The 12294-nt window shown below is 66.7% G+C and carries 12 protein-coding genes; 4 read left to right on the forward strand and 8 right to left on the reverse strand.

All coding sequences use genetic code 11. From position 1 onward, the window contains the following. The first annotated feature begins 188 nt into the window (after positions 1-188). Entirely contained in the window at positions 189-1733 is a 1545-nt protein-coding gene (locus ACLBWL_RS05590) for a DHA2 family efflux MFS transporter permease subunit (RefSeq protein ID WP_447790971.1), read from the forward strand. Between the two features lie 95 nt (positions 1734-1828). Continuing rightward, entirely contained in the window at positions 1829-2104 is a 276-nt protein-coding gene (locus ACLBWL_RS05595; protein ID WP_447790973.1) for a hypothetical protein, read from the forward strand. Here ACLBWL_RS05595 and ACLBWL_RS05600 read toward each other — a convergent pair. Both ACLBWL_RS05600 and ACLBWL_RS05605 read right to left on the reverse strand, forming a co-directional pair. Next, positions 2097-3170: a lactonase family protein gene (locus ACLBWL_RS05600; protein ID WP_447790975.1), complete on the reverse strand. Its 1074-nt coding sequence runs from the start codon at positions 3168-3170 to the stop codon at positions 2097-2099. The genes ACLBWL_RS05595 and ACLBWL_RS05600 overlap by 8 nt on opposite strands. Before the next feature lie 58 nt (positions 3171-3228). Further along, positions 3229-3381 carry a hypothetical protein gene (locus ACLBWL_RS05605; RefSeq protein ID WP_447790977.1) on the reverse strand — a complete coding sequence of 51 codons (153 nt, stop codon included), beginning with the start codon at positions 3379-3381 and terminating at the stop codon, positions 3229-3231. A gap of 124 nt (positions 3382-3505) precedes the next feature. Here ACLBWL_RS05605 and ACLBWL_RS05610 point away from each other — a divergent pair, with 124 nt between their 5' ends. Continuing rightward, on the forward strand, positions 3506-3763 hold the full coding sequence (locus ACLBWL_RS05610; RefSeq protein ID WP_447790979.1) for a hypothetical protein: 258 nt from the start codon (positions 3506-3508) through the stop codon (positions 3761-3763). A 28-nt stretch (positions 3764-3791) separates the two neighbouring features. Here ACLBWL_RS05610 and ACLBWL_RS05615 read toward each other — a convergent pair whose 3' ends face one another. The 6 genes from ACLBWL_RS05615 to ACLBWL_RS05640 all read right to left on the reverse strand — a co-directional run bounded on the left by ACLBWL_RS05615 (position 3792) and on the right by ACLBWL_RS05640 (position 11613). Continuing rightward, positions 3792-4091 carry a hypothetical protein gene (locus ACLBWL_RS05615; protein ID WP_447790981.1) on the reverse strand — a complete coding sequence of 100 codons (300 nt, stop codon included), beginning with the start codon at positions 4089-4091 and terminating at the stop codon, positions 3792-3794. 87 nt (positions 4092-4178) lie between these two features. After that, complete coding sequence (locus ACLBWL_RS05620; protein ID WP_447790983.1) at positions 4179-5591, reverse strand: efflux transporter outer membrane subunit; 1413 nt, start codon at positions 5589-5591, stop codon at positions 4179-4181. A gap of 10 nt (positions 5592-5601) precedes the next feature. Continuing rightward, complete coding sequence (locus ACLBWL_RS05625) at positions 5602-8778, reverse strand: efflux RND transporter permease subunit (RefSeq protein ID WP_447790985.1); 3177 nt, start codon at positions 8776-8778, stop codon at positions 5602-5604. Positions 8779-8950: 172 nt separating this feature from the next. Continuing rightward, positions 8951-10228, reverse strand: coding sequence for an efflux RND transporter periplasmic adaptor subunit (locus tag ACLBWL_RS05630; protein WP_447790987.1), 1278 nt, complete (start codon positions 10226-10228; stop codon positions 8951-8953). Then, positions 10225-10635: a hypothetical protein gene (locus ACLBWL_RS05635; protein ID WP_447790989.1), complete on the reverse strand. Its 411-nt coding sequence runs from the start codon at positions 10633-10635 to the stop codon at positions 10225-10227. The genes ACLBWL_RS05630 and ACLBWL_RS05635 overlap by 4 nt, the downstream gene beginning before the upstream one ends. A 363-nt stretch (positions 10636-10998) precedes the next feature. Beyond that, positions 10999-11613, reverse strand: coding sequence for a TetR/AcrR family transcriptional regulator (locus tag ACLBWL_RS05640; RefSeq protein ID WP_248522854.1), 615 nt, complete (start codon positions 11611-11613; stop codon positions 10999-11001). Positions 11614-11801: 188 nt separating this feature from the next. Here ACLBWL_RS05640 and ACLBWL_RS05645 point away from each other — a divergent pair, with 188 nt between their 5' ends. Continuing rightward, on the forward strand, positions 11802-12215 hold the full coding sequence (locus ACLBWL_RS05645) for a phasin family protein (protein ID WP_447790991.1): 414 nt from the start codon (positions 11802-11804) through the stop codon (positions 12213-12215). Positions 12216-12294: the final 79 nt, after the last annotated feature.

Below are 12294 nucleotides of genomic sequence, written 5' to 3' on the forward strand. Positions count from 1 at the left end.
GGGAGAACAAGGAGCGCACGCGCTACCGGCATCCATGAGGCACCACCCCGGCGGAGGCCGGGGCCCAATTGGGAAGTTGGTAGTAACGGAACACCGTCCCCTTTCATGAGCGTTCCTCAATTGGGCCCCGGCCTTCGCCGGGGAGGTGGTCTAGTTGGGATGTATTCTGCTCACCGGAGCGGCACCTGATGGCCGCCCCCTCGGGCCCCGGTCCCGCCCCCCTAGTCGGTGGTTCGCTCGCCCTCACCGCGTTCGCGCTCGCGCTCGGGACGTTCATGCAGGTGCTCGACACCACCATCGCCAACGTGTCGCTGCCGACGATCGCCGGCAACCTCGGCGTCAGCAGCGACAACTCGACGTGGATCGTCACGGCGTTTGCGGTCGCCAACGGCGTCGCGGTGCCGTTGACCGGGTGGCTGATGGGCCGGTTCGGCGTGGTGCGGACGTTCTGCGTTTCGGTGTTCCTGTTCACGATCGCGTCGTTCCTGTGCGGGATCGCGTGGGACCTGTCGTCGCTGATCGGCTTCCGTGTGCTCCAGGGCGCAGTGTCCGGGCCGATGATCCCGGGCAGCCAGGCGCTGCTGATCGCGATCTTCCCCCCGCACAAGCGATCGACCGCACTCGGCATCTGGTCGATGACGACGCTGGTCGCGCCGATCATGGGACCGATCCTCGGCGGGTACATCTCCGACAATTATCACTGGAGCTGGATTTTCCTGATCAACGTGCCGTTCGGGATGTTCTGCGCGTTCGTGTGCTGGAACAAGCTCGGCAAACGCGACACGCCGACGCGGAAACTGCCGATCGACCAGGTCGGGCTGATCATGCTGGTGGTGTGGGTCGGCGCGTTGCAGATCGTGCTCGATCTCGGCAAGAACGACGACTGGTTCGCCTCGGAGCGGATCGTGATCGCCGCGCTCGTCGCGGCGGTCGGGTTCGTCTTCTGGCTGATCTGGGAACTGACCGACGCCAATCCGGCGGTGAACCTGACGCTGTTCAAGAGCCGCAATTTCGCGATCGGCACGATCGCATTCTGCTTGGGCTATGCGGTGTTCTTCGCCAACACGCTGCTGCTGCCGCTCTGGTTGCAGACGCAGCTCGGCTATACTGCGACCTGGGCGGGTCTGGTCGCGGCGCCGTCGGGGGCGGTGGCGGTCATCCTGACGCCGTTCGTCGCGCGGCTCAGCGGCAAGATCGACGCGCGGATCCTGGCGACGGTGGCGTTCGCATCGTTCGGCTATTCCTATTACCTGCGCTCGGGCTACACGACCTATGCGAGCTTCTACGATTTGATGCTGCCGATGCTGGTGCAGGGGATCGCGATGAGCACGTTCTTCCTGGCGATGCTGACGATCTCGTTCGACCGGATCCCCGCCGAGCGCTTGCCGTCGGCGACCGGCATCTCGAACTTTGCGCGGATCACCGCGGGCAGCTTCGCGGCGTCGCTGATCACGACCGCCTGGGATCGCCGCGAGACGCTGCATCAGTCGCACTTGTCCGAAGCGGTCGGGGCGGGTTCGCCCTATCAGATGGCGCGAGGTGCGCTGACGCGGATGGGGTTGACCGATGTTCAGGCGGCGGGGGCGATCACGCGGCAGATGGTGGGGCAGGCGTATCTGCTGGCGTCGACCGACATTTTCCGCGTGTCGGCGTGGCTGTGCGTGGCGCTGATCGCGATCGTCTGGTTCACCCGCCGTCCGACCCCGCAAGAGGGACCGATCGCGGCGGACTGACGCACGACATTAAGTATGTTCGAAACACAATCGCAACGAGTTGTGTCCTATAGCGACGTCACGACTTCTGAAACGCCTGTGGGGGGCCAGACCAAATGACGATCAAGACAACCGCTTCGCGGCTCGCTGTGGCGTGCTTACTTTTCGCCGGCGCACCGGCCTGGGCCGGCGAGCGCGTGTCGTGCCTGTCGACTGTGAGCAAGCCACGGCTGGTCTGCGACGAGGGCGCCTGCGTCCGCGTCTCGATCCGCGACCTGTGCGACGCGGTGCGCGCCTCCTATCCCGGCAAGCGCCGTGTCGCGAAGCCGGCGCCGGTCAGCATCGATCCGGTGCGCAACGAACTGACGATGCTGATCGCCAGCGTCAGCTGACCAAGGCGAACGCCGCACCGGGGACGGTGACGGCGAGGTCGGTCGGGGCCAGGGTCCCGTCCGATCGCACGTCGAGGACGGTGACGCGGTGGTCGCGTTCGTGCGCGACGATCATCCGGCGTCCGTCTTCGATCAATGTGAAGAACCGCGGCGAGGCGCCACCGCTGGCGATATGCTGGACGAGCGTCGCGTAGCCGTTCGGGTCGAGCGCGAAGACCGCGATGCTGTCATGGCCGCGATTGGACACGTAGAGCCGATCGCCAGCGTCATTCCCGCCGACATGCGCGACGATGTTCGCGCCTTGCCAGTCTGCGGGGAGCGTCGAGAGGGTGTTCCGGGCGCGTAAGCCGGCACCGTCGATATCGAGTATCACCAGCGTGCTCGACAGCTCGCAGGCGAGATACGCCGTCCGAGGATGCGCGGCCGAAAACAGCATGTGCCGTGGGCCCGATCCGGGCGGCGCGGTGAACGCGGTGTGCGGCGTTCCGCGCTTTCCCCCTTGCACATCGGCGGCGAATGCGAGGACGACGTCCGCGCCGAGATCAGCGACGTACAGAAACCGGTTGTCGAGGCCGAACCCGACCCAATGCGCGTGGGGCGCGGTCTGGCGTTCGCGATCGGGGCCGTTGCCGATGTTGGCATAAATGTCGGGTGGAGCGATCGGGAGGCCTGCCGGATCGAGGCGGTAGAGCGCGGTGCTGCCGCTGGCGTAATTGGCGACGGCAAGGCAGGATTGCGTCGCGTCGAGCGCGAGGTGGCAAGGCGCCGCGCCGCCGCTGTCGACCACGGCGAGCAAGATCCAGGCGTCGTCTGCACGACGACAGGCCGCGATCGCGCCGTCATCCTGCTCGTCGACGAGATAATGGAGATCGAACCGCGAGGAATAGACGCCGAACGATGCGTTGCGCGCCGTTGGGTCTGCACGGCCGACCGAGAGGCGATCGACGCCGATCGAAAGCGGGTAGAGGCCCGCACCGCCGCCGCCGGCGTATGTGCCGATCCATAGCCCAGTCGATCGGGCGTCAGAGGTAGCGACTGGTGCGGGCGCGGTTTCGGAGGACGTCATTCCCGGAAGTTTATCGGCATTTGGCCACGCCGTCGCATCGAAATCAGACTTATCGAAATCAGAATTTGAGCAAGGCGATCAGCTGCTCGCGGTACAGCCTGGCGAGGTCCTCATGCATCTGCGCGATCCCGCGGTTAGGGGCGCGGCGGGCGAGGACGGATTGGTCGTCCATACGGCGTTCGATGATCGAGGGATGCGGGAGCAGATCCATTATTGTCCTGCTGGACCCGCGATGTTTCCGGCCGATGTCCCAAGACGGTTAATGCACCGAAATCCGCGATATTCCGCGAGGTCGCAGGCTGGTATTGGCGATGGTGTTGTCCTACCGCCAGCCGATGGGCGATCTTGACAGACTGGTCCCTTCGGGGATCATCGAGCAATGGGTGTATCACCTGCGACGCCAGCGATCGCGCGCGTCCGACGCGATATGGCTCATCGATCAGGGGTTCACGCTGCACGACGGGATGGACGGCGTGCCGCAGCACGACGCGACCGCGCGCTGGCGGGCCGAACAGGAAACCGTCGTCGAGGAAGTGACCGCGCTGCTCGCGCTGTACGACGGAATCAATCTCGGCAAGGTCGACCTGGACTGAACGCAGCCAGCGCGTCGGTCCGGCGCGCTCAGCCTGCGTCGCTGTAGCTCTCGCGGATCAGCCTGCCGGTATCGTGGAGCGAGGTGCTGCGCGGCAGTTCGGCGTCGGGCATGTCGGTTACCAGTTCGGCCGATGCCGCGAGTTGCAGATGACGATCGCTGAGCGCCTGGTGCGCGGCGCGCCCGGCGTCGGTCTGCGACCGACTGGCAAGGCGCTGTTCCTGCGCTGCGCGGTCGCGGTGATAGGCCACCTGCGCCTGCCAAGCCTGGGTGTTCGCGGTCTGCGTGCTCGTCGCCTGCGTACTCGTCATCGCATGATCCTCGGTCATGATTCCTCAGCCTCGTCCGTGACCTCGCTGAAGATCGGTTTATGGAGCGTTAACGCGCCGAGTTAATGCGGCGTACTGCAATCTGGATCAGGTCGGCCGTGGTACGGGCGCCTGCCAGCCACCGCCGAGTGCGCGGAACAGGTCGACTTGGGCGCCGGCGATGCGAGCGTCGGCGGCGGCGAGGTCCGTATCGGTATCCGCCAGCGTGCGTTCGGCGTCGAGGACGTCGAGGAAGTCGATCTGGCCTTCGCGCTGGCGGGCGCGGGTGATGCGGGCGGCCGTCGCCGCATTGTCGTGTGCGGACTGGAGTTGCGTGCGGCGATCGAGTTCGCGGGCGTAGTTCGACAGCGCAGTCTCGGTTTCCTCGAGTGCGGTGAGGACGCTGCCGTCGAAATTGGCGAGTGCGCCACGTGAGTCCGCCTCGGCGCCAGCGATCCGCGCGCGGGCCGCCGACTGGTTGAGCGACCAGTTCAGCAGCGGGCCAAGCAGCCAGCGGATCGGGCCGCCGGTGAAGATGTCGCCGACGCTGAGTGCGGTCGAGCCGATCGACCCGCCGAGCGAGATCTGCGGATAAAGCTGCGAGGTCTGCACGCCGATCCGTGCGGTCGCCGCCGCAAGCCGACGTTCGGCGGCGTGGACGTCGGGGCGGCGGGCTAGCAACGCGGCACCGTCGCCGATCGGGATCGGCTGGTCGAGGCGGGGCGTGGTGGTGCGCGCGCCGGCGGTTGCGGGCAGGTCCTGCGGGGTGCGGCCGGTGAGCGTGGCAAGGCGGAAGAGTGCGGCTTGGCGCTCGGCCTCGATCTGCGGGATGTTGGCGGCGCGCTGGTCGCGCAAGGCTGCGATCCGCACTTGGTCGAGGCGGGCCGCGCGACCGGCATCGACACGTTTGCCGGTCAGCGTGTTCGACTTGTCGAGCAGGTCGACGATCCGCCTGGCGACCGCGAGGCGTTCGGCGGACGACGCCGCATCGACATAGGCGCGCGTGGTGGCGGCGACGATTGAGACGCGGACGGCATCCGCATCGGCCTGCGCGGCGCCGACGTCGCCGCGGGCGGCTTCGACGTTGCGGCGGACCCGGCCGGCGAGATCGACCTCGTAGCTGACGTCCAGCCCTACGTCGTAGGTGGCACGCTCGCGGTCGAGACCGGGCAGGTTCTGGAGTTGCGAGCTGCGCGCATAATTGCCGCTCGCGCCCGCGTTTACCTGTGGCTCGCGGTCGGTCTTGGCGCCGCGCAGCGACGCGCGGGCGCTGTCGAGCCGCGCGACGGCAACGCGCAGGTCGGTGTTCGCTGCGAGCGCGTCCGCGACGAGGCCGTCGAGGACCGGGTCGCGGTACATCCGCCACCAGTCGTTGTCGGGCGCGGTCGTGACGGTGGCGGCATTCGCGGTGACGAACGATGCGGCCGCCTTGGGCGGAGTAATCGGCGCGACATAGTCGGGGCCGGCGGCGCAGGCGGCGAGCGTCAGCGCCGAGAGGCTCGCGAGGAGGGCGGACTTCATGATGCTGGTCCTATTCGGCTGGCTGGAGCGTCGCGGCGGGGGCGGGACGGCGGCGTTCGAACCGCAGCGCCAGCGCCCGTGCGACGACATAGAAGGTGGGGGTGAAGAGCAGGCCGAACCCGGTCACGCCGATCATCCCGAAGAACACCGCGGTCCCGAGCGCCTGACGGAGTTCCGCACCGGCACCCGTCGCGATCACCAGCGGCACTGCGCCGAGGATGAACGCGAAGCTCGTCATCAGGATCGGTCGCAACCGGTCCTTCGCCGCGCGCACTGCGGCCTCGACGGGGGTGAGGCCGTCCTGTTCCTCGGCCTGCTTGGCGAACTCGACCACCAGGATCGCGTTCTTCGCGGCGAGCGCAATCAGCACGACCAGGCCGATCTGCGTGAGGACGTTGTTGTCCATGCCCCGCAGGTTCACGCCGGTCATCGCGGCCAGCAGGCACATCGGCACGATCAGGATGATCGCGAGCGGCAACGTCAGGCTCTCATATTGCGCGGCGAGGACGAGGAAGACGAACACCACCGCCATGCCGAAGACGAGCGCGGCGGTGCTGCCGGCTGCTTTCTGCTGATAGGCGATGCCGGTCCATTCATGCGCGTAGCCGGCGGGCAGCGACGCATCGGCGAGCTTCTCCATCGCGACCAGCGACTGGCCCGACGAATAGCCCTTGGCAGTATCGCCATCGACCTCGACCGCGGGGAAGAGGTTGTAGCGGACCACGCGGTACGGGCCGGTCTTGTCCTTGAACGTCGAGACCGAGCCGACCGGGACCATCTGGCCCGAGTTGGAGCGCGTCTTGAGATTGGCGATGTCCGCGGTGGTGTTGCGGAACGGCGCGTCGGCCTGGGCTGTGACGCGGTAGGTGCGGCCGAGCAGGTTGAAGTCGTTGACGAACGCCGAGCCGAGATAGACCTGCAACGCCTCGAACACGCGCTCCGCGGGAACGCCGAGGAGGTTCGCCTTGGCGCGGTCGACATCGGCGAAGATGCGCGGGGTGGCGGTGTCGAAGAAGGTGTAGATCTGGGCGAGACCCTTGGTCTGGTTCGCCTGGCCGATCAGCGCGTAGCTGGTCTTGCCGAGGTCGGCGTAACCGTGGCCGCCCTGGTCCTGCACCATCAGGCGATAGCCGCCGGCCGAGCCGATACCCTGGATGAGCGGCGGTGGGACGATCAGCAGGCGCGCTTCGGTGATGTCGCCGGTCGCCTTCTGCGATTCCGCCATAATGCTGGCGAGCGTGACGCCGAGCTTCTTGCGTTCCTCGAAGCTTTTGAGCGGGATGTAGGCGGCGGCCGAGTTGGGGGCGAGCGTCTGCGACGGGCCGTCGAAACCGGCCAACATCACCGCGCCTTTGACGCCGGCGAGCGGCAGGATGCGTTTCGCGACCTTCTGCATGACCGCGTCAGTGCGCTCGACCGACGAGCCCGGCGGAAGCTGGATGACGGTCAGGAAATAGCCTTGGTCCTGTGCGGGAACGAAGCCCGACGGGGTGATCGTGAACACGCCGACCGTGACCGCGATCAGCGCGGCATAGGCGACCATCATCCGGCGGGGCGCGGTGACAAGGCGCGCGGTGAGGCGGGCATAGCTCTCGCTCATCCGCTCGAACCCGCGATTGAAGGCATCGCCGGCACGCCGCACGGTGCGGGTCAGGCGGTTGCCGGAATCGGCGGGAGCGGTCGGCTTGAGCAGCATCGCGGCGAGTGCCGGCGACAGCGTCAGCGAGATCAGCAGCGAGATGATCGTCGCGGTCGAGATCGTCACCGCGAACTGGCGGTAGAATGCGCCGGAGAGGCCGGTAAGGAACACGGTCGGGATGAACACCGCGCACAGCACGAGCACGATCGCGACCAGCGCGCCCGACACTTCGTCCATCGACGTACGCGCTGCCTCGAGCGGGGAGAGCCCGTGTTCGAGGTTGCGCTCGACATTCTCGACCACGACGATCGCATCATCGACGACGATGCCGATCGCGAGGACGAGGCCGAACAGTGACAAATTGTTGAGGCTGTACCCGGCGGCGGCCAGCACCGCGAAGGTGCCGATCAGCGAGACCGGGATCGCCACGATCGGGATGATCGCCGCGCGCCATTTCTGCAGGAACACGAGGATGACGAGCACGACGAGGACCATCGCCTCGAAGAGCGTGTGCTTCACCGCGTCGATCGACTGCGCGATGAACTCGGTCGGGTTGTAGATGACCTTGTATTCGAGGCCCTTGGGGAAGCGCTTCGACATGCTCTCCATCTCGGCGGTGACGGCCTGCGCCGCGCCGAGTGCGTTCGAGCCGGGACGCTGGAAGACCGCGGCGATGACCGTGGGCTTGCCGCTGAGATAGGTGTTGGCGCCGTAATCCTGCGCACCGAGTTCGACGCGCGCGACGTCCGAGACGCGGACCTGGCGGCCTTGCGCGTCGGTGCGGATGACGACGTCGGCGAACTGCTTGGGATCGGTCAGGCGGCCCTGCGTCTCGACGTTGAGCTGAAACGCGCTGTTGCCCTTGTCGTAAGGTGGCTGGCCGAGCGTACCCGCAGCGACCTGGACGTTCTGCGCACGCAAGGCCGCGACGATCTCGCCGGCGGTGAGGTCTAGCGCGGCGGCGCGGCCTGGGTCGATCCAGACGCGCATCGAATAATCGCGCGCGCCGAACAGCTGCACGTCGCCGACGCCGTCGATGCGGCTGAGGCGATCGCGGACCTGCGTCAGCGCGTAGTTGGAGATATAGCCGCGATCGAGCGAGTTGTCGGGCGAGACGAGGTTCACCACCATCAGGAAGTCGGGCGACGTCTTGCGCGTCACCACGCCGAGACGCTGGACGTCTTCGGGCAGGCGCGGGACGGCGACGGCGACGCGGTTCTGGACGAGCACCTGCGCGGCGTCGAGGTTGGTGCCGATCTTGAAGGTGACGGTGATCGTGACCTTGCCGTCACCGGTCGATTGCGACGACTGGTACAGCATGTTGTCGACGCCGTTGATCTCCTGCTCGATCGGCGCGGCGACGGTTTCGGCGACCGTCTCGGCGGAGGCGCCGGGATAGGTCGCGCTGACGGTGACGGTGGGGGGGACGATGTCGGGATATTGCGACACCGGGAGCGTCATATAGGCGATCGCACCGACGATCGTGATGATCACCGCGATCACGCCCGCGAAGATCGGCCGGGTGATGAAGAAGCGCGAGAAGCGCATGGGAATTTCCTCGGTAGAGGGAGGCGGACACACACCAACACCACCCCGGCGGCAGGGCCCCATCGAAGTATTACTTCGATGGGAACCCAGGCCGGGGCCCAGTTGGGCGAACCGCAGTGATTAAGTCGAAACGCTATCCCAATTGGGCCCCGGCCTTCGCCGGGGTGGACGCCTATCTCGCGAGCGTGGCCTCACCCGAGATGGGCTGGACCGAGGCTGGCGCCGTCGTACCCGACGCCACCACGATCCGGCCGACCTTCGGCGCAACGGTCGCGCCGGGCATCGCCATCTGCGTACCCTGGATGATGATCCGGTCGTTCGGCCCGATCCCCGAGCGCACGATCCGCAGGCCATCGACCACCGGGCCGAGCTCGACCGGCTTCTGGCTCACGACGTTCTTCGCATCGATCGTCAGCAGGACCTTCCGCGCCTGATCGGTCTGCACCGCATCGTCCGGCACCAGCAGCGCCTGCCGCGTCCCCGCACTCGCGAGGCGCATGTTGCCGAACATCCCCGGCGTCAGGAAATACCCCGGGTTGGCGAGCACCGCACGACCACGGATCGTCCCCGACCGCTGGTCGAGACCGTTGTCGGTGAAGTCGAGCTTGCCCTTCCAGCGATGCTCGGTCTCGTCCTGCAACTGGATCTCGACCGCCGCCGGCGTCGCGCCGGGCTGACGCGCGCGCTGCGTCTTGAGGTACAGCGCCTCGGACCCGTCGAACGTGAAGTAGATCGGGTCGAGCGCGTTGATCGTCGTCAGCACCGTACCGCCGGTGCCTTCGCCGCCCGCGACCTGATTGCCCGCGTCGACGCGGCGATCGGAGATGCGCCCGCCGATCGGCGCGCGAACCTGCGTAAAGCCGACGTCGAGCGCGCGGGCGCGTTCGCGCGCCTGCGCAGCGGCGAGTGCGGCTTGGGCTGCTTCGAGCTTGCCACGGAGTGCATCGACTTCACCGGCGGAAACCGCTTCGTCGGCGACCAGCCGTTGTGCGCGACCAAGATCGGTACGCGCCAGCGATAGCGCGCTCTTAGCGCTCGCCACATTGGCGTGCGCCTCAGCCAAGGCAGCCGCGAACGGCCGCGAATCGATCGTGAAAAGCAACTGCCCCTTGCTGACGATCTCGCCGTCGCGGAAGTGGATGCCGGTGACTTCGCCGGCAACACGCGGGCGGATCTCGACCGTACGGCTCGGTGCGAACCGGCCGACATAATCGTCCCACTCGCTGACCTGCCGCACCAGCGGCGACGCGACCGTGACGGAGGCGGGCGGGGGTGCCGCCATCGCCGCGTCGGGATGATCGAACATCTTCACGCCGACCGCACCAAGCAGCGCGATCGGCACGAGCACCATCGCGCCGCGCTGCCATGCCGGCCGTCGGTGACGGTCCGCGGGCGGCGACGCGACGACGTCGGCGTCGTTCGCGGCCGTGATCGTGGTAAGTTGGTTCACGCTGCGATGCTCCGCTTCTGCTGGATGCCGACGCGCATGCCGGTCACGCTCTCGACGAGCGTTTCGATCTGGGCCTCGGCAAAGCCGGCGGCGAGGAAGTTCTGAATCTCGGCCATCGGCAGCGCGAAACCGCGGCGCCAGGCGTACACGGCCATCCGCCGCAGCGCTTCGAGCCGGGGATCGGCGAGCCGCGACGCGGTGCTCAGGCCGAACAGGCTGCCCATCGCCCGCGAGACGCGGCTCGGGCCGGACAGGCTGCGCAACGTGTCGCGCTTGGCGAGCGCGATGACGCTCCATTCCAGCGCCGAGAAGCCGGTCGGCGCGGGCGCAGCTTCTAGTGCGCCGACGGTTTGCGTGCGGCTGGTAACCGGTGCGGCGAACATGTTGTCGAGGTCGAGATACGCCATGGGATTTCCCCCTTTTGATTTTGGACAAGCGCTGGCTCTCGTCGACGATAGGATCGTCGCCGTCGGCTGGCTGCGAGACGTGCGCGGGAGGCGCCGGCGCGTCATTGTGCCGGGGCTGTCCGCCTGAATGATGTGAAATGGGTCGACCGAAGTCGCCTGCTTCCGGTTAGATGTTAACCGTGGTCATAAGCATGTGTCCCCGGTTGCCCCTCCGAAGTAGGAGAGAGCTTCGATACCAGTCGGTATATAAACCTGGGGTTCATCTCGTCAACAGACTTTTGTACCGGCCGGTATTTTTTATTGCCACCGTAACAAAGCGTGGCTTTTATGTCGGCCCGTCTGAAACGTGGCACGCGGGAGGACCTACTTGGTCGGCCACACCGACAGGCTGGTCTCGACGAGCTGATTGAGCTCGGTGCAGGTCGCGCCCGAGCCGGCCTGGATCGACAGGCCCTGCATGATCGCGAAGAGGTACCGCATCAACGCATGCGACTCGAGACCGTCGGGGAACTCGCCCGCCGCCTTGGCCTCGTCGAAGCGCTTCATCAAAGCGGCCTCGGACGACGCGCGACGCTTGGCGACCTCCGCCTTGATCGGCTCGGCTTCGGCGCTGCACGCGACGCTGCTGATGACGCTCAGGCACCCCTTGGGATCGCACGTGCTCATCTGCATCTGAAGCGCCCCCCGGAGCAGCCTTTCCGCTACGGCACGCGCGGTCGGCGCCTCGAGCGCGGAGGTCATATAGGCCAGCTTCTCGCGCTCGTAGAGGTCGAGCGCCTTGTGGAACAGCGCTTCCTTGTTGCCGAACGCCGCGTAGAGACTGGGCTTGGTGATCCCCATCTCTGCGGTCAGTTCCGCCATCGACGCACCCTCGTAGCCGTTGCGCCAGAACACGCGCAACGCACCCGCCAGCGCTTCGTCGAGATCGAACTCGCGGGGGCGGCCCTTGGGGGCGGTGAGCGTGCAAAGCCTATTCATACCGGTCGGTATATAGGGTCGAGACACCAAAAGGTCCAGTAAGCGCAAGGCTCTACTCGTCGCTGGACTCGCGCCGGGCCGATTGCCTAGATTTGCCGGTGCAACCGCCTGTGCAATCGCCTGTGCAACCAATGTCGGATGTACCGGTTGAAAGGCTGAAGACGGGTCCATTCGAAAGGAACGAGATCATGGCCGATAAGGTGAAGAGCGCGATCGATCAGGGCGCCGATTATGCCAAGGCGACGACCGACCGGATGCGCGAAGGCGCCGAGAAGGCGCGCGACACGTTTTCCGAGAAGGTTGCCGAGCCCGCCAAGCGCGCCGGCGAAGCGATGAAGCAATCGGGCGAGAAGATCGCCGAGGGCGGCGCGACGATCGGCAAGACGATGATCGACCAGGCCGAGCAGAACGCCCGCGAGGCATTCACCGCGATGCGCGAGGCTGCCAGTGCCAAGGATCTGGCGCAGGTGATGAAGATCCAGGGCGATTATCTTCGCGAGCAGAGCCAGCGCAGCATGGCGCAGGCGCGCGAGATCGGCGAGATGATCATGCGCTTCGGCAAGGATGCGGTCGCGCCGCTGCGGCCCGACGACAAGGGTTGATCGCCGGATTTTCACCGACGACGTGTCCGAGACGGTATGGTCTCGGACGATATTGATCCGGGTCTGGGGCCCGTAAGGG

Source organism: Sphingomonas sp. M1A8_2b (genome assembly GCF_053345535.1).

Excerpts from the sequence above, each read along its gene's own strand:
- ACLBWL_RS05590 (WP_447790971.1), top strand. The coding sequence starts at position 189 with ATGGCCGCCCCCTCGGGCCCCGGTCCCGCCCCCCTAGTCGGTGGTTCG.
- ACLBWL_RS05595 (WP_447790973.1), top strand. The coding sequence starts at position 1,829 with ATGACGATCAAGACAACCGCTTCGCGGCTCGCTGTGGCGTGCTTACTT.
- ACLBWL_RS05600 (WP_447790975.1), bottom strand. The coding sequence starts at position 3,170 with ATGACGTCCTCCGAAACCGCGCCCGCACCAGTCGCTACCTCTGACGCC.
- ACLBWL_RS05605 (WP_447790977.1), bottom strand. The coding sequence starts at position 3,381 with ATGGATCTGCTCCCGCATCCCTCGATCATCGAACGCCGTATGGACGAC.
- ACLBWL_RS05610 (WP_447790979.1), top strand. The coding sequence starts at position 3,506 with ATGGGCGATCTTGACAGACTGGTCCCTTCGGGGATCATCGAGCAATGG.
- ACLBWL_RS05615 (WP_447790981.1), bottom strand. The coding sequence starts at position 4,091 with ATGACCGAGGATCATGCGATGACGAGTACGCAGGCGACGAGCACGCAG.
- ACLBWL_RS05620 (WP_447790983.1), bottom strand. The coding sequence starts at position 5,591 with ATGAAGTCCGCCCTCCTCGCGAGCCTCTCGGCGCTGACGCTCGCCGCC.
- ACLBWL_RS05625 (WP_447790985.1), bottom strand. The coding sequence starts at position 8,778 with ATGCGCTTCTCGCGCTTCTTCATCACCCGGCCGATCTTCGCGGGCGTG.
- ACLBWL_RS05635 (WP_447790989.1), bottom strand. The coding sequence starts at position 10,635 with ATGGCGTATCTCGACCTCGACAACATGTTCGCCGCACCGGTTACCAGC.
- ACLBWL_RS05640 (WP_248522854.1), bottom strand. The coding sequence starts at position 11,613 with ATGAATAGGCTTTGCACGCTCACCGCCCCCAAGGGCCGCCCCCGCGAG.
- ACLBWL_RS05645 (WP_447790991.1), top strand. The coding sequence starts at position 11,802 with ATGGCCGATAAGGTGAAGAGCGCGATCGATCAGGGCGCCGATTATGCC.